This is a genomic window from Hominimerdicola alba (genome assembly GCF_900112155.1).
Taxonomy (GTDB): Bacteria; Bacillota; Clostridia; order Oscillospirales; family Ruminococcaceae; genus Hominimerdicola; species Hominimerdicola alba_D.
In genome coordinates this window covers 93818-115497 of the sequence record NZ_FOKQ01000005.1, presented here as the reverse complement: position 1 = coordinate 115497, position 21680 = coordinate 93818, and the positions used below count along the sequence as shown (strand labels likewise).

At 46.2% G+C, this 21680-nt stretch carries 19 protein-coding genes; 14 read left to right on the top strand and 5 right to left on the bottom strand.

Features of this window, described 5'->3' with window-relative positions:
• Positions 1 to 181: 181 nt before the first annotated feature.
• The 3 genes from BM265_RS04620 (at position 182) to BM265_RS04610 (ending at position 5870) form a co-directional block, all read left to right on the top strand.
• The gene (locus BM265_RS04620; protein WP_074960403.1) at positions 182 to 1300 is read left to right on the top strand and encodes a carbamoyl phosphate synthase small subunit; all 1119 of its coding nucleotides are present in this window, start codon (positions 182 to 184) and stop codon (positions 1298 to 1300) included.
• A gap of 18 nt (positions 1301 to 1318) precedes the next feature.
• The gene (gene carB, locus BM265_RS04615; protein WP_074960402.1) at positions 1319 to 5374 is read left to right on the top strand and encodes a carbamoyl-phosphate synthase large subunit; all 4056 of its coding nucleotides are present in this window, start codon (positions 1319 to 1321) and stop codon (positions 5372 to 5374) included.
• A gap of 187 nt (positions 5375 to 5561) precedes the next feature.
• Positions 5562 to 5870: a hypothetical protein gene (locus BM265_RS04610; RefSeq protein ID WP_074960401.1), complete on the top strand. Its 309-nt coding sequence runs from the start codon at positions 5562 to 5564 to the stop codon at positions 5868 to 5870.
• A 142-nt stretch (positions 5871 to 6012) separates the two neighbouring features.
• On the opposite strand, the gene BM265_RS04605 is transcribed toward BM265_RS04610, so the two are convergent.
• Positions 6013 to 6687: a fibronectin type III domain-containing protein gene (locus tag BM265_RS04605; protein ID WP_074960400.1), complete on the bottom strand. Its 675-nt coding sequence runs from the start codon at positions 6685 to 6687 to the stop codon at positions 6013 to 6015.
• A gap of 403 nt (positions 6688 to 7090) precedes the next feature.
• On the opposite strand from BM265_RS04605, the gene pepF reads away from it, so the two are divergent.
• Positions 7091 to 8893, top strand: a complete 1803-nt coding sequence (gene pepF / locus BM265_RS04600; protein WP_074960399.1) for an oligoendopeptidase F — start codon at positions 7091 to 7093, stop codon at positions 8891 to 8893.
• 63 nt (positions 8894 to 8956) lie between these two features.
• Here pepF and BM265_RS04595 read toward each other — a convergent pair whose 3' ends face one another.
• The 3 genes from BM265_RS04595 to BM265_RS04585 are packed head-to-tail and all read right to left on the bottom strand — an operon-like array spanning position 8957 to position 12255.
• Entirely contained in the window at positions 8957 to 10045 is a 1089-nt protein-coding gene (locus BM265_RS04595; protein ID WP_074960398.1) for an acyltransferase, read from the bottom strand.
• Between the two features lies 1 nt (position 10046).
• On the bottom strand, positions 10047 to 10802 hold the full coding sequence (locus BM265_RS04590) for a hypothetical protein (RefSeq protein ID WP_074960397.1): 756 nt from the start codon (positions 10800 to 10802) through the stop codon (positions 10047 to 10049).
• Positions 10803 to 10821: 19 nt separating this feature from the next.
• Entirely contained in the window at positions 10822 to 12255 is a 1434-nt protein-coding gene (locus BM265_RS04585; protein ID WP_074960396.1) for a dockerin type I domain-containing protein, read from the bottom strand.
• A 331-nt stretch (positions 12256 to 12586) separates the two neighbouring features.
• On the opposite strand from BM265_RS04585, the gene BM265_RS04580 reads away from it, so the two are divergent.
• Genes BM265_RS04580 through BM265_RS04565 form a run of 4 tightly spaced genes read left to right on the top strand, consistent with a single transcriptional unit; the run spans position 12587 to position 15061 of the window.
• Positions 12587 to 13237 (top strand): hypothetical protein, encoded by a 651-nt coding sequence (locus BM265_RS04580; protein WP_242940772.1) that lies wholly within the window; start codon positions 12587 to 12589, stop codon positions 13235 to 13237.
• Between the two features lie 11 nt (positions 13238 to 13248).
• Positions 13249 to 13656, top strand: coding sequence for a DUF3783 domain-containing protein (locus tag BM265_RS04575; RefSeq protein WP_074960395.1), 408 nt, complete (start codon positions 13249 to 13251; stop codon positions 13654 to 13656).
• The gene (locus BM265_RS04570) at positions 13649 to 14593 is read left to right on the top strand and encodes a DMT family transporter (protein WP_242940771.1); all 945 of its coding nucleotides are present in this window, start codon (positions 13649 to 13651) and stop codon (positions 14591 to 14593) included. The genes BM265_RS04575 and BM265_RS04570 overlap by 8 nt, the downstream gene beginning before the upstream one ends.
• Before the next feature lie 9 nt (positions 14594 to 14602).
• A complete protein-coding gene (locus BM265_RS04565) occupies positions 14603 to 15061 on the top strand; it encodes a hypothetical protein (protein WP_074960394.1) in 459 nt (152 codons plus the stop codon).
• Positions 15062 to 15298: 237 nt separating this feature from the next.
• On the opposite strand, the gene BM265_RS20355 is transcribed toward BM265_RS04565, so the two are convergent.
• Positions 15299 to 15460 (bottom strand): hypothetical protein, encoded by a 162-nt coding sequence (locus tag BM265_RS20355; RefSeq protein ID WP_207646262.1) that lies wholly within the window; start codon positions 15458 to 15460, stop codon positions 15299 to 15301.
• Between the two features lie 27 nt (positions 15461 to 15487).
• On the opposite strand from BM265_RS20355, the gene BM265_RS04560 reads away from it, so the two are divergent.
• From BM265_RS04560 to pheT, 6 genes are all read left to right on the top strand, one after another.
• The gene (locus BM265_RS04560; RefSeq protein ID WP_074960393.1) at positions 15488 to 16240 is read left to right on the top strand and encodes a class I SAM-dependent methyltransferase; all 753 of its coding nucleotides are present in this window, start codon (positions 15488 to 15490) and stop codon (positions 16238 to 16240) included.
• A 39-nt stretch (positions 16241 to 16279) separates the two neighbouring features.
• The gene (gene pheS / locus BM265_RS04555) at positions 16280 to 17299 is read left to right on the top strand and encodes a phenylalanine--tRNA ligase subunit alpha (RefSeq protein WP_074831415.1); all 1020 of its coding nucleotides are present in this window, start codon (positions 16280 to 16282) and stop codon (positions 17297 to 17299) included.
• 218 nt (positions 17300 to 17517) lie between these two features.
• On the top strand, positions 17518 to 17892 hold the full coding sequence (locus BM265_RS04550) for a DUF7674 family protein (protein WP_074960392.1): 375 nt from the start codon (positions 17518 to 17520) through the stop codon (positions 17890 to 17892).
• A gap of 77 nt (positions 17893 to 17969) precedes the next feature.
• Positions 17970 to 18518, top strand: a complete 549-nt coding sequence (locus tag BM265_RS04545) for a hypothetical protein (RefSeq protein ID WP_074960391.1) — start codon at positions 17970 to 17972, stop codon at positions 18516 to 18518.
• A 24-nt stretch (positions 18519 to 18542) separates the two neighbouring features.
• Positions 18543 to 19121 (top strand): hypothetical protein, encoded by a 579-nt coding sequence (locus BM265_RS04540; RefSeq protein ID WP_074960390.1) that lies wholly within the window; start codon positions 18543 to 18545, stop codon positions 19119 to 19121.
• Between the two features lie 76 nt (positions 19122 to 19197).
• Positions 19198 to 21612, top strand: coding sequence for a phenylalanine--tRNA ligase subunit beta (pheT, locus tag BM265_RS04535; protein WP_074960389.1), 2415 nt, complete (start codon positions 19198 to 19200; stop codon positions 21610 to 21612).
• The last annotated feature ends 68 nt before the right edge of the window (positions 21613 to 21680 follow it).

The window sequence follows — 21680 nt, the reverse complement described above, 5'->3', positions numbered from 1 at the left end:
TATATGAATATCTTCTGTAAATACGGCGCTGACTGATGCATGATTGAAAAATCTTTATTTCCCTCCGCCAGGTTTATTACCAACACAGCAAAATGAGGTATGAATGGCAGATCAAAATATCTGAATTTTGTATTAAATGCCCTTTACAAATAAGTCGTGATGTGATATAATATCTTGAAGAATGTTTAAAGGAGGATTTAAAGTGCAGAAGGCATATCTAATTCTTGAAAACGGCACAGTTTTTGAGGGCAAAAGCTTTGGCGCTGTCGGCGAAGCTGTTGGTGAGATAGTATTCACTACCGCTATGACGGGCTATCTTGAGACCCTTACCGATCCCAGCTATTATGGACAGATCGTTGTTCAGACATTCCCGCTGATCGGCAATTACGGAGTTATCCCCCAGGATTTTGAAAGCAGCCGTCCCCATGTAAAAGCGTATATTGTAAGACAATGGTGTCAAGAGCCCAGCAATTTCAGATGCGAGGGTGATCTTGACATTTTTTTGCGCAATAACGGCATTGTCGGTATGTACGGTATAGATACCAGACGTCTGACAAGGATAGTCAGAGAGCATGGTGTAATGAACGGTAAGATAGTTACTTCCACCGACGGCTCTGTGCCCGAGGAAGTAAAGAACTATAAAATAGTAGAGGCTGTAAAGAACACCACCTGCGATAAGGAAGAGACTTTCTCCCCCGAGGGTGAGACTAAGCGCCGTGTTGTTCTGTACGATTTCGGAGCAAAGGCTAACATCGGCAGATGTCTTGTCAACAGAGGATGCGAGGTAACAGTAGTTCCCGCATACACCAAGATAGACAGGATCAAGGAGCTGGCTCCCGATGGTATCATGCTGTCCAACGGTCCCGGAGACCCTGCCGAGAACGTTGAGATAATCGAAGAACTGAAAAAGATAAGCGCACTTAAAATACCGACCTTCGGTATATGCCTTGGTCACCAGCTGCTGGCACTTGCCCACGGTGCAAAGACCGAGAAGCTGAAATACGGTCACAGAGGTGCTAACCAGCCTTGTAAGGAGACCGCAACGGGCAGAGTTTATATAACCTCCCAGAACCATGGCTATGCAGTTATCAGTGATACTCTGCCTGCCGGCGCTGAGGAGAGCTTCGTTAATGCCAACGACAACACCTGCGAGGGTGTGCGCTATACCAGCGAACCCGCTTTCTCGGTGCAGTTCCACCCCGAGGCTTGCGGAGGCCCTCTTGATACGGGCTTCCTCTTCGACCGCTTCTGCGAGTTGATAGACGAGTACAAAAATTCTCCCGAATCTGAAAATGTCTGACAGAAAGGATAGATAAAAATGCCTTTGAATAAAGAGATACGTCGTGTTCTGGTCATAGGCTCGGGACCTATCGTTATAGGTCAGGCAGCCGAATTCGACTATGCGGGCACACAGGCTTGCCGTGCGCTGAAGCAGCAGGGTCTTGAGGTAATACTGATAAACTCAAACCCCGCAACCATAATGACCGACAACGCTATGGCGGATAAGATATATATCGAGCCCCTGACACTTGAAACAGTCAAGAGGGTTATAATCAAGGAGCGTCCTGACAGCCTGCTTTCCACACTGGGCGGACAGACAGGTCTGACCCTTTCGATGCAGCTGGCTAAGGAAGGTTTCCTCGATAAGTATAACGTAAAGCTGCTTGGCGCTAACCCCGAGACCATCGATAAAGCTGAGGACAGACAGCTGTTCAAGGATACGATGGAATCAATCGGTCAGCCCTGCATACCCTCCAAGGTAGTAAATACCGTTGAAGATGCTGTTGCTTTCTCGAAAGAGCCCGGCATCGGATTCCCGCTCATCATTCGTCCCGCATTCACACTGGGTGGTACAGGCGGCGGTATCGTTAATAATGAAGAAGAACTCATCGAGATCACCAGAAACGGTCTGTACCTCTCGCCTATCACTCAGGTACTGGTAGAGAAGTGCATCGCAGGCTGGAAGGAGATCGAGTTTGAGGTAATGAGAGACTCCAAGGGCAACGTTATAACCGTATGTTCCATGGAGAATTTCGACCCTGTTGGCGTACATACAGGTGACTCCATCGTTATCGCGCCTGCTGTTACCCTTGCCGATAAGGAATATCAGATGCTGCGTTCCGCTGCACTGAAAATAATCGATACACTGAAAGTAGAGGGCGGCTGTAACTGTCAGTTCGCACTGAACCCCGAGACTTTCGAGTATGCCGTTATAGAGGTAAACCCCAGAGTTTCCCGTTCTTCCGCACTGGCTTCCAAGGCTACGGGCTACCCCATAGCAAAGGTCGCTGCACAGATAGCTATTGGCTATACTCTCGACGAGATAAAGAATGCCGTAACAGGCAAGACCTATGCTTGCTTTGAGCCTGCGCTGGACTACGTTGTAGTTAAGCTGCCCAAGTGGCCTTTCGACAAGTTCGTTTATGCTAAGCGTGAACTGGGCACCCAGATGAAGGCTACAGGCGAAGTAATGGCTATCGGCACAACATTCGAGCAGGCTATAATGAAGGCTGTTCGCGGTGCCGAGATAGGTCACGACTGCCTTATCTCGCCCAAGATGCTTGAATTCTCTGATGATGAGATAAGATCAAAGCTGCATGAACCCAGCGATGAGAGAATGTTCGTTGTATACGAAGCACTCCGCCGCGGCGTGAGCGTTGATGAGATACACTCCATCACTATGATAGACGAGTGGTTCCTCAACAAGCTCTGCAAGCTGATAGATATGGAAAAAGAACTGGCTAAGGGCAACGTTTCCAAGGAAACATACTTTGAAGCCAAGAAGATGGGCTATCCCGATAAGGTAATCGAGCGCATCTCGGGCGAAAAGGTCAAAGAACCTGCTCACGCAGTATTCAAGATGGTTGATACCTGTGCTGCCGAGTTCGCTGCCAATACACCTTACTTCTACTCCACCTACGATGACGAGGACGAAGCTGCCGAGTTCATCGCTGAGCAGAAGCAGAAGAAGGATACCGTAATAGTTTTCGGTTCGGGTCCTATACGTATCGGTCAGGGCATCGAGTTCGACTATGCTTCCGTACACTGCGTATGGGCGCTGAAAGAGCATGGCTATGATGTAGTTATCGTAAACAACAACCCTGAGACAGTTTCCACTGACTTTGATACAGCTGACAGACTGTACTTCGAACCTCTCACCAACGAGGATGTTATGAACATTATCCGCGTTGAGAAGCCTGTGGGTGTAGTTGTAGCTTTCGGAGGACAGACCGCTATCAAGCTGACCAAGCACCTCAACGAGAACGGTGTTAAGATACTGGGTACACCTCCTGATTCCATCGATGCTGCCGAGGACAGAGAGCGTTTTGACGAACTGCTTGAAGACCTGCACATCAAGCGTCCCGAGGGCTTTACCGTTATGACTTGTGAAGAAGCTCTTGATGTAGCTGATAAGATAGGCTACCCTGTACTGATGAGACCTTCCTATGTGCTTGGCGGACAGAATATGATAATCGCCTTCAACGAGGCTGATATCAAGGAGTACATGGCTATCATACTCGACCAGGGTATCGAGAACCCCGTGCTTATCGATAAGTACCTCATGGGTATCGAGCTTGAGATAGATGCTATCTGCGACGGCGAGGAGATTCTTATCCCCGGTATCATGGAGCATATCGAGAGAACAGGTATCCACTCGGGTGACTCCATAGCTGTTTACCCCGCTTGGAACGTATCCGACAGACTTATCGACAAGGTAGTTGACTGCTCTAAGAGACTGGCTCTCTCCCTGAAAACAAAGGGTCTTGTAAATATCCAGTACCTCATCTATGATGATGAACTGTATGTAATAGAAGTTAACCCACGTTCTTCAAGAACTATCCCCTATATATCCAAGGTTACAGGCGTGCCTATGGTAGATCTTGCTACAAAGGCTATGCTGGGCGAAAAGCTCCGCGATATGGGCTATGGTGTAGGTCTGCACCCCAATTCGCCTTATGTGGCTGTTAAGGTGCCTGTATTCAGCTTTGAAAAGCTCATCGGCGTTGATAACCACCTGGGACCTGAGATGAAGTCTACTGGTGAAGTTCTGGCAGTTTCCAGCTCACTGGAAGAATCTCTGTACAAGGGTCTGACTGCTGCTGGCTACAAGCTTGAGCAGAAGGGCGGCGTGTTCATCACTGTCCGTGATTCCGATAAAAAGGAAATTCCCCAGACAGCTAAGATGTTCGCAGACCTTGGCTTCACCATCTACGCTACAAAGGGTACTGCAAAGGTGCTGAAAGAACACGGCATAGATGCTATCCCCGTGAACAAGATACACGAGAGCGACGAGAACACCCTCACCCTCATCGAGAGCGGTAAGGTGAACTACGTTATCTCCACTTCTTCCAAGGGTCGTATCCCCTCGCGTGATTCTGTTAAGATCAGAAGAAAGACAGTTGAGTGGAATATCCCATGCCTGACTTCCATAGATACTGCAAACGCTATCGCATCCTCCATCAGGAGCAAGTACAACGAGAGCAACACTGAGATAGTTGATATAAACAATATGCGCCGCGAAAAGACCACTCTGCACTTCACCAAGATGCACGGCTGCGGCAACGACTACGTTTACTTCAACTGCTTCGACCGCATGATAGATAACCCCGAGGGCTTTGCGCTGAACCTTTCCGACAGACATTTCGGTATCGGCGGCGACGGCGTAATACTGGTATGCCGCTCAAAGGTAGCCGACGGACGTATGAGAATGTTCAACCTCGACGGTTCAGAGGGTAAGATGTGCGGAAACGGCATACGCTGTGTGGCTAAGTTCATGCGTGATAATGGTCTGGTTGACCGCGACCTGATGACCATAGAAACACTGTCGGGCATCATCAAGGTCAAGCTCAGCAGACATTACGGCGAGGTAAATGGCGCTACCGTTGATATGGGTGCCGCTATCCTTGATCCAGTAAAGATACCCTGCACTCTCCCGGCTGACGAGAACGGTCACGTAGTTGACAGGGAAGTTGAGATAGCAGGCGAGAAGCAGCGTGTTACCTGCGTATCCATGGGTAATCCTCACTGCATCGTATTCATGAACAATATCGACGATATGGATATCGAGAAGGTCGGTCCTCAGTTTGAGCATGACGCTATCTTCCCTGAGAGAGTGAACACCGAGTTCATCAAGGTGATAGACGCTCATACCCTGAAAATGCGTGTATGGGAGAGAGGCTCGGGCGAAACATTTGCCTGCGGTACAGGTGCCTGCGCAGCTGTTGTTGCAGCAGTGCTGAACGGCTATTGTCCCAAGAACGAGGAAATAACAGTAATGCTGCGCGGCGGCAACCTGAAGATCCGCTACACAGACGAAACTGTATTCATGACAGGTGAAGCTGTTACCGTATTCGAGGGCGACATCAGAGTATAAGTTCTTCTATATACAGCGATTATCAGCAAAAAGTTGTACGTTTTTGTACAACTTTTGCAGAAATATGTCTGAGTTAAAAATAAAAACATATGTCTGTACAAAGTCTTAGTGCAGGATATGTGCATAATAACAACAAAAAGCGCCTTGCCGAAATGACAGGGCGCTTTTGTGAAAGGTACGGTGATCCATGGCACTTCAATACTTTCTGGCTGGGCTGATCTTATTCGTGCCCGGTGCGGCGATGATATTTATAAACTACTATCTGATATTCAAGGGAAGATATAACAGAAAACACCCCGAAAAAGCCGATAGCTATGTTCCCTCGGGTGCGCCGCTTTACGGCGGGATATTGTGTGCTGTGGGAGTGCTTATTTCGCTGCAATTCAAACACAAGTGGCTCGCACTGATACCATTGCTTGCTGACCCGGGAGGTATCTCCGGGATAGTTTATTGTTTTATAAGCGAGCTTTTCCCCCGTAATGACAGCAAAAAGTAAAGTCCGACTTTATGAAAAGCGAGTTTTTGGGCTCCGGTATATAATTACAGAAAAACCGCCGTACTAAGTATGGCGGTTTCGTTTTATCTATAATTTAAATCCCGGTTCTTAAAGAACTATAAAAAAGAGAATTATTCAGTACTTACCTGACAGTAACGGTGAAAGCTCTGCTGTTTACATTGGAGAGATCCCACTTGCCGTTTACCTTGGCACCAATCATCATCTTGTAGGTCTTGCCGGGTCTCAGCTTGGGTGAAGTGTAGGTGGTGGTATTCGCAGAAATATTCTGATCGATTATCTTCCATTTGCCTGCGAGATATACAGCAACACCGTAGCACTGCGCGTTAGGGATCTTGTTCCAGCTCAGCCTGAACTGATGATAGGTCTTGTTGTATTGGATAGAGGAGAGTTTGGGATAAACAGGCTTAGGTGTTACAACGATGCTGTTGGAGAAATCCTTGACGTATTTTCCATTCAGCATAGGGATAACAGATACTCTGTACTCTGTATTAGCGGTCAGACCACTGAGTGTATAAGTAGTGTCCTCTGTCCTGTCCAGCATCTTCCACTCGCCGTTGATATAGCCTGCAATAGCGTATCTTTCAGCGCCTTCTATCTCATTCCAGCTGAGTTTGACAGCATTATAGCCCTTCAGATAACTGATAACTGGAGGTGTGTATACAGACCGAGTTTCAGCACTTGCATTTATAGCCGCAACGCCGCCGATAACGCCCACAGGTACTGCGCCGCTTATCATCATGACTACACAAAGACCTGCTGCTACTCTCTTCATTTTATTTGATGAATTCTTTTTCATTAAATTTCACCTGACCTTTCTACATATCATTGACGTTTGCGTTATAAATTGCTACATTCGTATGAATCTTGTTCATTCGAGTTCCTCCTTCTTCCATATTTATCAAGCAAAATGATAATCAGCTTGATACTTATTAACTATATTATAACAATCGCAGAAACATTTGTCAAGAACTAACTAAAAATCCGATTTAAAACTTTAGAAAACTTGTTAAAATAACACTCGAATTAAAAAGTCATGCAAATCGTAATGCCTCTACATTTGATGACACGGCTTTGTACGATTAAGTCGTAAATTAGTTGGTTAGTCATGCAAAACTATTTTTCACAAAATGCTTGTATTTTACAGCAGAACATGGTATAATATTACTGTTATATTTTTTTTACCGAATGGAGGATAACAAATGAGCGAAGAAAGAATACCAAAGAGAAGCGAAGTCGCTAAGGAGAACACCTGGGCGCTGGAAGATATTTTCCCAGCCGATGAAGCGTGGGAAAAGGCGCTGGAGGACTTTAAAAAGCTCCCCGAGACTATCGCATCATATAAAGGCAGGCTTGGCGAGAGCGCCGATACTCTGCTTGAATATTTAAAGCTGTGCGATGAGATATCCGTATCTGCTGATGCACTTGCAAACTACGCCCACCGTAAGTCCGATGAGGACACCGCTGTGGCTAAGTATCAGGGTTACACAGGTCAGCTGATGAACGTATATGTAGCTATCGGTGCGGCGGGAAGCTTCGAAACCCCCGAACTCATCGCTATACCCGATGACGTGCTGGAGGGCTTCTACAAAGCTAACAGCGGTCTTGAACTCTATCGCAGACATCTTGACCGTATCCGCCTGAAAAAAGACCATGTCCTCTCCGAAGCAGAGGAAAGACTTATCGCCATGACAGGTGAGATGGGCAATGCCGCCGATAAGATATACTCCATGTTCTCAGATGCCGACCTTAAATTCGAGGACGCTGTTGACAGCAAGGGCAAGACCCATCAGGTTACTCACGGCAGTTATATCCCGTTGGTAAAGGATGCTGACAGAGAACTGAGAAAGTCCGCATTTTACTCTATCTACAAGGGTTACGGCAGTTTCCGCAATACCTGTGCGGCAACTCTCGATTCTCAGATGAAAGCGCTGGAATTCTATTCAAAGGCGAGAAAGTACAGCTCAGCCCTTGAAAGCTCGCTTTCAGCCAACGAAGTTCCTGTGGAGGTTTACCACAACCTCATTAAGGCAGTTCACGATAATATGAACTATATGTACGATTATGTGGCTCTGCGCAAGAAGCTTCTCGGTGTTGACGAACTGCATTTCTATGACCTCTACACACCGATAGTTTCGGATTTCACCATGAAAGTCACCTTTGAAGAGGCTAAGGAGACTGTTCTGAAAGCCCTTGCACCCATGGGCGAGGAGTACATCTCGATACTGAAAGAGGGCTTTGAGAACCGCTGGATAGACGTTTATGAGAACGAGAACAAGACAAGCGGTGCGTATTCTGCGGGCGCGAGAGTTCACCCCTTTGTACTGCTGAACCATAAGGATACCCTTGATTGTATGTTCACGCTTGCACACGAGATGGGTCACGCACTGCATTCATATCTCTCCAACAGAACTCAGCCTGTGGTATACAGCGATTATGTTATCTTTGTGGCTGAGGTGGCTTCAACCTGCAACGAGGCACTGCTGATGCAGTATCTGCTTGCCCACACCGAGGACAAGAAAGAGAAAGCATACCTGATAAATTACTTCCTCGAGCAGTTCCGCACCACTCTGTACAGGCAGACCATGTTTGCTGAATTCGAGCTGAAATGCAGTGAGATATGCGCTTCCGGTGACACGCTCACAGCAGACACTCTCTGTCAGATCTACGGCGATCTGAACAAGCTGTACTTCGGCGACGGAATAGTTCTGGACGAAGACATCAAGATGGAGTGGGCACGGATTCCTCATTTCTACTATGATTTCTATGTATATCAGTACGCAACAGGCTATTCGGCGGCGATTGCGCTTTCTCAGCGTATTCTGAAAGAGGGTGCTCCCGCTGTTAAGGATTATATCGAGGGCTTCCTATGCGGTGGCTGCTCGGCTGACCCCATAACTCTGCTGAAAAATGCAGGTGTGGATATGTCCACCACTAAACCCGTAACCGATGCCCTCAAACTCTTCGGTGACCTCATCAAGCAGATGGACGAACTCAGCAACTGATCTATTGTCTGGAACGGAATATCATAAAAAAACGGAGGATAGTTTTTCATCCTCCGTTTTGTGTTATATTATTTCTTTTACTAAGGGTACAAATTTCAGTACTCTTGTTATCACATAAGACACTGCAAAAGTTATCAGCATTATTAGAATAAGCGTAACTGCGCCGCCGTGTGCAAATGGGTCAAACTTCATCACTGCGAAGATGTGCTTGTACACGATCATGTGTATCAGGTAAATCCCGAAAGAGCACTTATCTATCTCAGCTGCCGCTTTATCGATGAAAGGTATCTCCTTGCTCTTATCGAAAGACTTGAACAGGGCGAATACTCCAGCAGAAGCAAGCACGGTATGTGGTGCGAAGTACTGATCCGCGATATTTTTCACACGCTCAGCAGTTTCTGCATCTGCTGTGTGCAGACGGTAGTAGGTCATGAAGATCATTCCCGCCGCGCCTATCAGTATGAATATCACGCTGAGTATCCGTCCGATTTTAAGCTTTTCATTGTGTATCGCATATCCCATGAAGAAATACAGTGGGAAGATGCTGTTGATGAAGATATAGAACACCAGCGTGTCACAGCCGATAAGCGTTTTAGCCGCTGTTATCACAGAGTTTGCTACGAACAGCAGACCCAGCATATAAAGCAGTTCCTTTTTGTCAGCCGACTTTGTTATGATGCGGTAGATCGGCAGCGTGAGGTAAAAAGCGATCATCAGGTAAAGGTACCATGTGTGTGACCAGCTCATGCCGTTTTCTGTGAAAGTATCTAACACCGCGTGGCGCACACCCTCAAGCAGATGCGCTGGCTTGAAGTCCTTCTGGTAAACTGCGTGGTCATACACCGCAAATATCTCGGCGAAAGAAAACAATGCTATCACCATTCGCGGCATATACTTTCCGAAGAGCTTTTTGAAGTCGATCTTCCGCTTTTCGTCCAGCATCAGCGCACCGCTCACCATCATGAAAGACGGAACAGCCCAGTACATAAGGTTGCGCACCGTGAACAGGGTGGTCATTCGCTCGATATTATTCCTTGCGAAAGCACCGCCTGCCATGTAGCAGCCGTGCAGAACCACCACCGCGATGCAGGCAAGTGCCTTTATTCGGCTGAAATACAGTATCCTGCTTTTCTTTTCAGTGTCCTTGCTCATATCAGAATGTGAAAGCGTCGTCGCCTATGCAGCCGCCGTCGCCATTGCCGCCATTATCGGTATAGGTGTCACCACCGTTGTTGTAATCGACATTGTTATCATAGTTGTTATAGTCGGTAGTATCATCGTAGTTATTATAATCGTAGGTGTTATCGTTGTAGTTAGGATCGATCTCACCGGGAGCATACTCGCTGTATTCAAAACCTGATACATACTTGCCTTTGATGGTAACTGTTTCGCCGTCCTTTGTCATGCACTTTAAGGAAGGTTCATTTACGTTGCGGCAGAGCTGTATGTAAGTATAATCACTTGTGTTTACGCCTTTGATATCGAAAATAGTAGTATCCTCGGTACCGTATCTGATAGTCAGATCCTGACCCGAAGGAATCTCAAAGCCCATGGACATACCTGTGGAGATAAAAGCACCCTCCTCGATCAGATCAGCAATACACTTACCATCCTTGTCGAGTACCTGTATAAGAGTTATAGCTACGCCAGCGTTGTTGTTGAACTCAACGTGGATCTTCTCAGCGGTCTCTGTTACCTTTGGGGCTTCATCAACCTTGCTTTCAACTGGTGCAGGAGTTACAGCTACTTCCTCATCTGATGTGCTTACTTCAACAGCGGCAGCAACGGAAGAAGTGGTATCTTTTTTGGACTCTTCATTCTTCTTGGTATCGCCGCAGGCGCTCATGCTCAGTGCAGTAACAGCTATTACCGCAAGGATAGATGCTTTCTTCATGATCATATTATTCATTTTATTTTCCTCCATTATATCAGCTCATTATCACTCGTTTATGTGTACCGTTTATGTCGTACATCAATGTACCCTTATCGCCGTAGGATATGGCGAAGCCGTTCTTGCCGGTTTCGGACTGGAAATCGGGGTCGAAGATGTAGGACTTGCCATCGCCTTTGAAGTCGTTTATCTCCACCCATGAATGGTCGACTTGTCCGTTGCGGCTAAGTGTGCAGCTTGCGATCTGATGAGCGTCGTAGCCCAGCATTTTAGCCATTTCACAGAAGCAGGCTGCCATTACGTAGCAGTTGCCTACGTGTGCGTCGAAGCCTCTGTCAGCATACCATTCCATTCCCGGAGAACCGTCTCTCGGCAGCCATTCGCCGTTTATGTAATATGCATAAGGCATTGCGCACCAGTTGAATGCCTTTTGAAGATCCCAGCCCACCTTATCGAGTACAGCAGCAGCCTTCGCATAGTAGGGAAGTGTGTGTACCTTGACTTTAGGCGACTTATCAGCATTTTCATAGCTCTTGCCGATGGTGTTAACTGCCAGAACTCTGAACTCATAGTCCTTCTCGGGCGATACGTTGATTTTCAGGCTGCGCTCTGAGTACTGACCATAGTAGTGTTCCTTGCCGTCAACTTTATAGTACACGTTGTAAACGTCTGCATCGGCAGCAGATTTCCATGTCAGCTTGACATAGTTACGCTCGGACACAGCTTTTAACCCTGTCACGTTTTCAGGCTTGACACGCAATTCGCACTCGTATCCGTCAGAGTAGCTTTTAACGCCGCGCTTGCTGGGAGTATTGTAATATTTGAATGGCATCACCTTTACAGAGATGATATCGTCATCAGCCCATCTTAGCTCATCTATAGTGAGCTTATTGTTGCGGGTCACGCGTTTCTCGGACCTGCTTTCGCCGGTGATCTCGATATCGTAACCGTTTGCGCCCTCAACAGCTGTCCAGTTGACTGTAACATCTCCACGCAGTGATACGATGTTATCAAGCTTGGTAAATTCCGTCGTTGCTGGAACGATGCTGCTTTCATCGACAGTTTCCAGCAGATCCAGCCAGTTCATGAGCCTTATGCCCTTGATCTGAGCCAGCATCTGACTAAGGTCAGCAACATTTATGGTGCCGTTACCGTTGACATCAGCCGCTTTCTGACCTTTTACACTCAGCATCCTTTTCGCTTTGATGTGAGCCGCAACCATTGCTGCGTCAGTGACATTGACCTTGCCGTCGTTGTTTACATCGCCCTTTGCGTAGTCTTCTTCGGCAGTGGATTCTCCGTCTGTCGAGGTTTCATCATCTGTTGTGACAACATCCTCAGATGCATAGCCCTCAGCCGCAGAGATATCCTGTTCTTCCGCACTGTCAGCGAATGCGCACACAGCTGCTTGTGAGAATACAAGCGCTGCAGCCGCTGCGGCAGCACAGACTTTCCTTGAAATATATGTCATGTATTTCCCCCATTTCTGTTTGGTTGAATCATCGACTTTATTCAAAGTCAACCAATATTATACCATACACAGAAAGCCGTTCCATGAACAAAATGTAAAAATTACCGATGCAGAAATACAATTTGCCGAGAATTGCGGGTTTTCAGGGAAAATTCTTTACTAAAATATGTAATTATCACAGTCGATTCAAGTGATGATGAGGAATCCCAAGTATAAAAAGCTGAACCCAATAAACCCGGAATTTCGTCGGAATAATACAGCTTTCTCAGCAACGGCAGGGTTGATTTTTCAATCGGGATATGGTATAATAAATTTTCGGAAAAGAGGGGTGATGAACTTGGAGAATGAGCCTATATACGTGTTCCCGCCTAAGCTTTCACGGACTGAAAAGCAGGCTAAGGCACTGAATGATCTTGCGGAACACAGAAAAATGTCCAAACAAATGTACAAAAATCTCATTCTTGCGGGAGTGATATTCGCTCTTTCGCTGTTTGTGAAGTTCATCATTATAAAGGTACTGCTAATGCTCCTTGCGGCAGGCAATGCGGCGGTGGGAATTATTTTGTACAGATACTACACTCTCTCAAGGGATACAAGGTTATATACACGTATCTATACCGACAGACTTGAACATCTGCAAAAACTGGGTCTCATGGGGGATATGCTGAAAGTCACCCTATATTACGATGAAGTCGAGCGTTCATCTCAGGACGGCAGGGGCAATATGTGTTTCAAGCTGAAAAAGTGTGAGAAGTCGCAGTTTACAAAAGTCAGCAGAAAGGGCGGCGAGAGCGATCATCAGCCCAAGGACAGCCTTGCGGTGCTGAAATTCATCGACACCAAGTCAAAGCTCACTCTGATAGAAAAGCTGCATGAGGAGATAAAGTATCCGAAGAAAAATTATAACGTCATCACTGACGATGACGATTTATACAGTAAGGAAGATATGGAGTGGGATCCCCTCCATAAGCACGGTTTATAGGAAGTGGTAAAATGAAAGCAAGGCTCAGCTCACCTTTGCCGAAGGTGGCGGCGGGGGTGAATGTCCCGCAGGAAAAGGCTGAAATCATCGCCGAAGTAATGGCGGCAGTTGGCGGTAAGTACACAGCCTCGGCGAAAGATTGCGGTGCAGACAGTGTAGGATATGTGTGTGGACTTTCGGGGTATACCGAAAGCACGGCAAGAACGGAAGTTACCGAGGAACTGCTTATCTTCTCGGGACTGGACAGCAAAGACCTCAACAAGGCTGTGACTATGCTGAGGAGCAAGTGCTGTGATATTCCGCTGAAAGCTATGGTAACGCCCCATAACAGGGACTGGACGGTGTCCGCATTGGCGGGCGAACTTGCAAGGGAGCATGAGTATATGACCTCCCGCGGAAAGCGTGAGAACGATGGTTAAAAGTAAATACAAGGCAGTATTTTATATAGTACTATCGGCATTTTTCTTTGCGCTGATGGGGCTGTTCGTGAAAAAATCAGGTGATCTGCCCACAATGCAGAAAGTCTTTTTCAGAAACTTTTTCGCACTGTTCATCGCGCTGGGTTCGCTGAAAAAAAGCGGCACGAAGTTCGAGATAGGCGACAAAAAGAACCATGCTGTGCTCTTTGTGAGAGCTTTCGGCGGAACAATCGGCATGGTTGGAAATTTCTACGCCTTGGGCAAAATGCACCTCTCGGACGCGCTGATGCTAAACAAAATGTCGCCGTTTTTCGTTATTGTTTTCTCATTCATTTTCCTGAAAGAGAAGCTGACGGCATTTCAGGCGCTGACGGTGGCGGGTGCTTTCTTCGGAAGCCTATTCATCATCAAGCCAACTTTCTCGAATGTTGAGCTTTTTCCCGCGATATGCGGATTTTTAGGCGGAATGGGCGCAGGTCTTGCCTATACTTGTGTACGTTATTTAGGACAGCACGGTGTGAAAGGCCCTGTGATTGTTGCGTATTTCTCGGCATTTTCAAGCTTGTTTGCACTGCCTTTCCTGATAATACAGTTCAAGCCGATGACACTGGCGCAGTTCCTTTGCTTGCTTGCGGCGGGCATTTCGGCGGCAGGCGGACAGTTCTCCATAACCGCGGCATACTCCCACGCCCCCGCGAAAGAGATATCGGTGTATGACTACTCACAGGTGATATTCTCGACTATACTCGGCATACTTTTCCTGAACCAGTTCCCCGATAAATGGAGCTTTGTGGGCTACGCGATAATCATCACGATGGCGGTGCTGGTGTTTTTTTACAATAATTTTTGGCATGAGAAGCATGAAAACAATTATATAAATAAGCCAGATAGTATATTTAAAAAGCTTTATTATGTCCTAAAAGGAAAAAGTAAATGAAAAACGAGTATGAATAATGAATATATTACAAAAGCCGAATATGAGTTTAACATGATAAAATACAATTTTGTGGCTGTAATAATATGTGTCAGTATAGCAATTGTTGCCTGGTTTTCCATGTATAATCATATTGTGTACAGTTATCTTGGTGCCGCTGTTTATATGGTTAATATTTTATTACTTGTCTCTAATATTATTGCGATGATCAGTCATATTCTGAATAGTATGAAATACATGATACAAAAAAAGCGTGTACTGAAAAATGGAGAATCTAATGTTGGTCATATTATTGATAGGAAAAAATTCTACAAAAACAAAGGCAAATACTGTGTTTTAACAGTATCTGTCGGTGATGCTATCCCGAAAATAATAACAAGTACGGTTTACATTGATGCAGATTGGTATGCTGTTGAGTATTGTGACGTATACCGTTGCAAAAACGAGTATATCCTTGATGATTTCAGATGATCGTCGCTGAGTTTTTATGGAAAAATAATTTGTCACTCAAAAGAATAGAAGTCTATCGCGAATCACAAATGTAAAATTTCTGTAAACCCCTTGAAATCCCCGAAAGAATATGCTATCATATACTTTGTAAATAAATATCACATCAAACACTATGACCAAGAGAGTACGTACTCAACACGGATTTCAGAGAGAACCGCCATTGGGCTGAAAGCGGTTTATTTCGCGGAGTGCCGAAGTTCACTTGTGAGTGGCTGTGCCGAAGGCTTTGGCTTGTAAGCACGGACGCTGAGCCTGCGTTACGGGAAAGGGGAATGTTGGTTCCTCAGGGTGGTCACATTCAAGTACAGCTTGAATGTATACAAGAACGTCATTATCGGTCTTGTCCTGTTTTTTGGACAAGACCGTTTTTGTTTCAGAGGAGAGAGTATGGAATACAGGCTTTGCTTTGATACGATACCCGAGCAGTTCGATAAATGGCGCATACATTACAGCCCCGAGCTTTTTGAGCATATCATCGCCAAGGCGGGCATAGGCAGGGGCACAAAAGTGCTTGAACTGGGTCCCGGCACGGGGCAGGCTACCGAGCCTGTACTTTCCACTGGCTGTGACTATACTGCCATCGAATTAGGCGAGAATTTCGCCGAGATGCTGCGCAGGAAGTACGGCGGGCGGGATAATTTTTCGCTTATAAACGATGATTTCATCACCCATGATTTCGGCGGCGCGAAGTTCGATTTTATCTACTCCGCCGCGACGATACAGTGGATACCCGAGGATATCGCCTTTTCAAAAACTTTTGAACTGCTGAACAGCGGCGGTATGCTGGCGATGATGTATCTCCACGGAGACTATCAGACTACCGACCCTGCGCTGTTTGCGGATATCCAGAAAGTCTATGACGCATACTTCAAGCCCCCCACAAACTACAAGGGTGGTTTCGTTTACGATAATGCCGTGAACTACGGCTTCACCGAGCTTGAAACGAAGAACTTCAAGGGCAGGCGCGAGTATACTGCCGATGAGTACATACAGTACATCGGTACCCACAGCGACCACATCATGCTTGAAGAGCCCTACCGAACTCCGTTCTTTGAGGGCGTATACAAAGCTGTGATGTCCCACGGCGGAAAAGTTGTTTATGACGATACTTACATACTTAAAACAGTACGTAAGCCATAAGATAAATCAAGTTAAGTATATTTTTTTAGGAGGATAAACATGAAAGAACAGTTAACTAGCATCGAGGAACGCGCAAAGTCCGAACTTTCGGGCATCAGCGACATCAAGCTGCTGGAGGATTTCCGTGTAAGGTTCCTTGGCAAAAAGGGCGAGCTGACTGCTATACTCAAGCAGATGGGCAAGCTTTCAGCTGAGGAAAGACCTGTTATCGGTCAGCTGGCAAACAAGGTCAGAAGCGATATCGAGGAAGCCCTCAACGCACGTAAGGAAGAACTGAAAAGCAAGGCTGAGGAAGAGCGTTTGAAAGCTGAAAGACTTGACGTTACACTCCCCGGCAAGAAGACCAAGATAGGCAGAGCTCACCCTCTGCAGGTGACTCTCGAGCAGGTTGAGGAAGTATTCCTTGGCATGGGCTTCGATATAGTTGAAGGTCCCGAGGTCGAGACTGACCACTACTGCTTCGAGGCGCTGAATATGCCTAAGCACCACCCTGCAAGAGATACTCAGGATACATTCTATATCAACGAGAACGTACTGCTGAGAACACAGACTTCCTCCGTTCAGATAAGAACTATGGAGAACAGAAAGCCTCCTATAAGGATAATCTCTCCCGGTCGTGTTTACCGTTCCGATGCTGTTGACGCAACTCATTCACCTCTCTTCCACCAGATAGAGGGTCTCGTTATCGATAAGGGCATCACAATGGCTGACCTCAAGGGTACTCTCGAACTGCTTATGAAGCGTCTTTACGGCGAGGAAACTCAGGTAAGATTCAGACCTCACCACTTCCCTTACACCGAGCCCTCAGCAGAAGTTGACCTCATGTGCTTCAACTGCCACGGCAAGGGCTGTTCCATGTGCAAGCAGGAAGGCTGGGTAGAGCTTCTGGGTTCAGGTATGGTACACCCCAAGGTGCTTGAAGAATGCGGCATCGACCCCGAGGTTTACAGCGGTTTCGCTTTCGGTATCGGTCTTGAAAGAATCACCATGGGACGTTACAGCATAAACGATATGCGTCTGCTTTACGAAAACGACATGAGGTTCCTGGAGCAGTTCTGATATGGCTGAACGATTCTGAAAGATATATAGCAGGAGCATACTGCAGACAAAACCTATACTTTCAGAAAATTCGGTGATAATAATACTTTTGCAGACTATGCTTTCGGAGAAGTATGCGATACGCTGAAAGACTGCTGTCCGAATGTTGAATTTGCAGAAATGTAACGAGAATAAGCTTACTTTTTACAGCAGAATATCGATAAAGTGAGGTGCAGACCATGATCGCATATGCTGAACTTGGTGCGGAAACGATAACCGACCGTTTCCCCGAATTAAGGGAACAGACCGAAGCCGAAACAGTTGATGGCGAGTTCCTTCCCCATGTCGTTTTCGGGAATGTTTTCAACAGGCTTACAGCAGAACTGCTGATGCGTGACGGTTATTTATCAGACGAAACTCTGCACCGTATTTTTGATATGTACGAAGAGTTTGCGGCAGAGGGTGATGAAGAAGTACAGAATCTTGTACAGGTAACTCTGCTGGAACCCCTGTGGGACGATAAAACTATCTATGACAGGGCAGAAAAACTCCTTGGTGAACATACAAGAGAACTGTGGAACTGCATCGGAAGCTACCTTCGCGAACCGTCGTAATCACAAATAGTTCTGCATATTCGTACTGACCCCAAAACGTTTAGCTAAAAAACTATCTGTATAAGGGAGAGTGAGATATGAACGATTACAAGAATAACTGGTTCTATAAGATGTGTATGGGACATCTTGTCATTCATTTTGTCGCTTTTGTTATCGGAATTTTTGTTACGATAGCAGGTGTAAAGTCACTGCTGACGACGGTGACAAAGCTTGGAAGTGCAATAACGCTTTTAGGAGCTGTTTTGCTGGCTTTTGGCGGCATTGCAATTTTCTCACTTTACCCTAAGCTCAAAAAGGTTATGAAAGAATTGTCGGAATACGACCTTAACAGTCTGGGCACACGTTCTCCCGAAAAGATGTATTACGACACTTTCTACGTGACGGACAGATTCCTATGCGCACCGGCATATTTTGCTTTGCTGCGTTATGATAAGATAAAGAATGTGTCTGTGTTAAAAATGCCTTGTCCGCGTTCAAACGATTACACGTACTATCTAAGAGTTTTCATGGATGATAACAGCAAGGTCGAAATACGTATCGAAGACAGTGTATCTTTCTTGGCAGAGCAGAGAAAATTCATGTGTATGCTTGAAGAAAAGAAAAATCTCACTCACAGTGAACACTGATCTAAGCGGAGAGGAGTTTTCGGTATGAAATTAATGAGCTTTATTAGAACATGGTTCTTCAAAAAAGCCTCGAAATTGGTAAAGTTCCTTCTTTTAGGTAGTATCACTACTCTGGGTTTTATCGTCTGGTTTATAACTCATCTGGTACGTGAACACGTAAAGCCGATCGTATGGCTTCCGGCACTGTGTTTGATCGCGCTGTTGCTGTATCTGTTGGAAGGGGTGCTCGGCTATTTCAAAAACACTTATTTCGCCGGAATGAAGCGATGTTTGACTCGGCTTGACAAGGATGATGTAAAGACACTTTGCGGTGCTGCACCCGAGTGCAGGTTTGAAAAATTCTATTTCACAGATAAATTTCTTTGTGTGCCGGATATATGCTTTCTTACAAGGTACAGCGATATTGAAAGTATCGATATCGCACTTAAACAGAATTATGACGACGGAGCCATCGGAAAGCTGGTGGCGGAAGGTGATGTCTACGGCAAGATAAGCATCAAAATTAAGGGCGAAAAAGACAGCCATATAGTGATTGTGAAGGAAGGCAGATATATCAAAGGCAGGTTTGATTCTTTCACTAAGCTTATCGAGGAGAAAAAGTAAAAAACGTATGTATGGTTCAGTCGCCAGAGTTGCGGCTGGCTTGGAAATAAAAATAATTTAAACGGAGGATAAATAAATGGATCTTTCAATGAGATGGCTCGCAGATTATGTTGACTGCGATATGCCTATAAAGGATTTTGTTTCGGGTATAACCCTTTCAGGCTCCAAGGTGGAGTGCTACGGCGTTGAGGGCGATTATCTGGAGAATGTTGTAGTAGGTCAGGTCAAGGAGATAGTTCCTCACCCCAATTCTGACCATATGTTCATCTGTCAGCTGGACGTTGGCGAGGGCGCTCTCGTTCAGATAGTTACAGGTGCACAGAACGTTAAAAAGGACGATTTCGTTCCCGTTGCAAAGCACAAGTCCACCGTACTTCACGAGGGCAAGACAGTAAAGATCACAAAGGGCAAGCTGAGAGGCGAGGCTTCAAACGGTATGCTCTGCTCTCTGGGTGAACTGGGTCTTTCCGTGCACGATTTCCCCTACGCTATCGAAGACGGTATTTTCATTCTGGGCGATGATTGCGACAAAACAATAGGCAAGGATATCCGCGAAGCTATCGGCTTCAACGATACTACCGTTGAATTCGAGATAACATCCAACCGTCCCGATTGTATGTCCGTTATCGGTCTTGCAAGAGAGACAGCAGCAACTTTTGACAAGGAGCTGAAAGTCAAGAAGCCTGAATTCAAGGGTATCGACGGCGATATCAATGAAATGCTGAAAGTCAAGATACACAACACCGACCTCTGTAAGAGATATATCGGCGCTGTTGTAAAGAACGTAAAGATAGGTCCTTCTCCCAGATGGATGAGAGAAAGACTCCGTGCCAGCGGTGTGCGTCCTATCAACAATTTCGTTGATATCACAAACTACGTAATGCTGGAATACGGCAGACCCATGCACGCTTTCGACCTGAGATATGTTGAGGGCGCTGAGATAAATGTCCGCAATGCAAAGCAGGGCGAAAAGATAACAACTCTTGATGGCATCGAGAGAGAGCTTTCAGAGGAAATGCTGGTCATCGCTGATGCTAAGAAGCCTGTTGCGGTAGCAGGTGTTATGGGCGGAGAGTACAGCGGTATCATGGACGATACTACCACTGTTGTATTTGAATCTGCCTGCTTCGACGGTGCAAGCGTTGCTACAACTGCTAAGAAGCTCCGCATGAGAACAGATGCTTCCTCAAGATACGATAAGGGTCTTGACCCCCACGAGTGTTATGAAGCCCTCATGAGAGCTTGCCAGCTTGTTGAAGAGCTGGGCGCTGGTGAAGTTGTAAAGACTGTCATCGATGAGAATTATCAGAACGAAACTCCCCTTAATGTTGAGTTCAGCGCTGACTGGATAAACAAGTTCCTCGGAACAGATATCCCCGAAGCTGAGATGATCGACATTCTCAATAAGCTGGAATTCACCGTTAAGGATGGCAGAGTATACGCTCCCTGGTTCAGAGTTGACATCGGATGCAAGGCTGATATCGCTGAGGAAGTTGCGCGTATCTACGGCTACAACAGCATTCCCGATACCATAATCAGAGGTGTAGCAAACGCACAGCGTACTCCTAAGCAGAACTACGAGCGCAAGGTAAAGGCAGCAATGCTCTCAATGGGTCTCAACGAGATCGAGACATTCTCTTTCATTTCGCCCAAGTATTTCGATAAGATAGCTCTTCCTGCTGACAGCAAGCTGAGAAATACCGTTACTATAATGAATCCTCTCGGCGAGGATACCAGCGTTATGAGAACAACTATCGTTCCCTCTGTTCTGGAAGTTGTTGCAAGGAATTTCAGCTATCGTAACCCCGAGTGCTATGTTTTCGAGATGGGTAACGAATATATCCCTGTTGAAGGTGAAGTTCTCCCCAACGAGCCTATGAGACTTGGTTTCGGTTTCTATGATACCACCGACAGTTCCGCTGATTTCTACACCCTCAAGGGTATGGCAGAAGGTCTGCTGAATGCAGTTGGCGTTGATGAGGTTGAGTACGAGAGACCCGATGAGAACTGCGAGTTCCCCGAAGTTTCCGCATTCCACCCCGGCAGATGCGCTGTTATCAAGGTCGATGGCAAGCAGGTAGGTATGATCGGTGAGCTCCACCCCAAGGTTATGGAGAACTACGGCATCGAAGCAAGAACTTACATAGGCAAGATAAATATCCCTGAGCTGATGGAGCTTTCCTGCGATACCAAGACTTACAAGCCTCTGCCTAAGTTCCCTGCATCCACAAGAGACCTCTCTGTTGTATGCGATGAAGAAGTTCCCGCTGCAGCACTTGAGAAGGCTATCAAGAAAGCTGTTGGCGGCATACTCGAAAGCGTTACCCTCTTCGATGTATACAGAGGTGAGCAGATCGAAGCAGGCAAGAAGTCAGTTTCTTACTCCATTTCCATGAGATCTCTCGAAGGTACACTGACCGATGATCAGGCTGATAAGGCAATGGAAAAGGCTATCAAGGAGCTTTCTGCTATCGGAGCAGAGCTGAGATAAATATTAATTGTAAAAATTCTGTTGCGAAAATTGTGCAAATTTGATAAAATTCATTATACCCCTTGTTA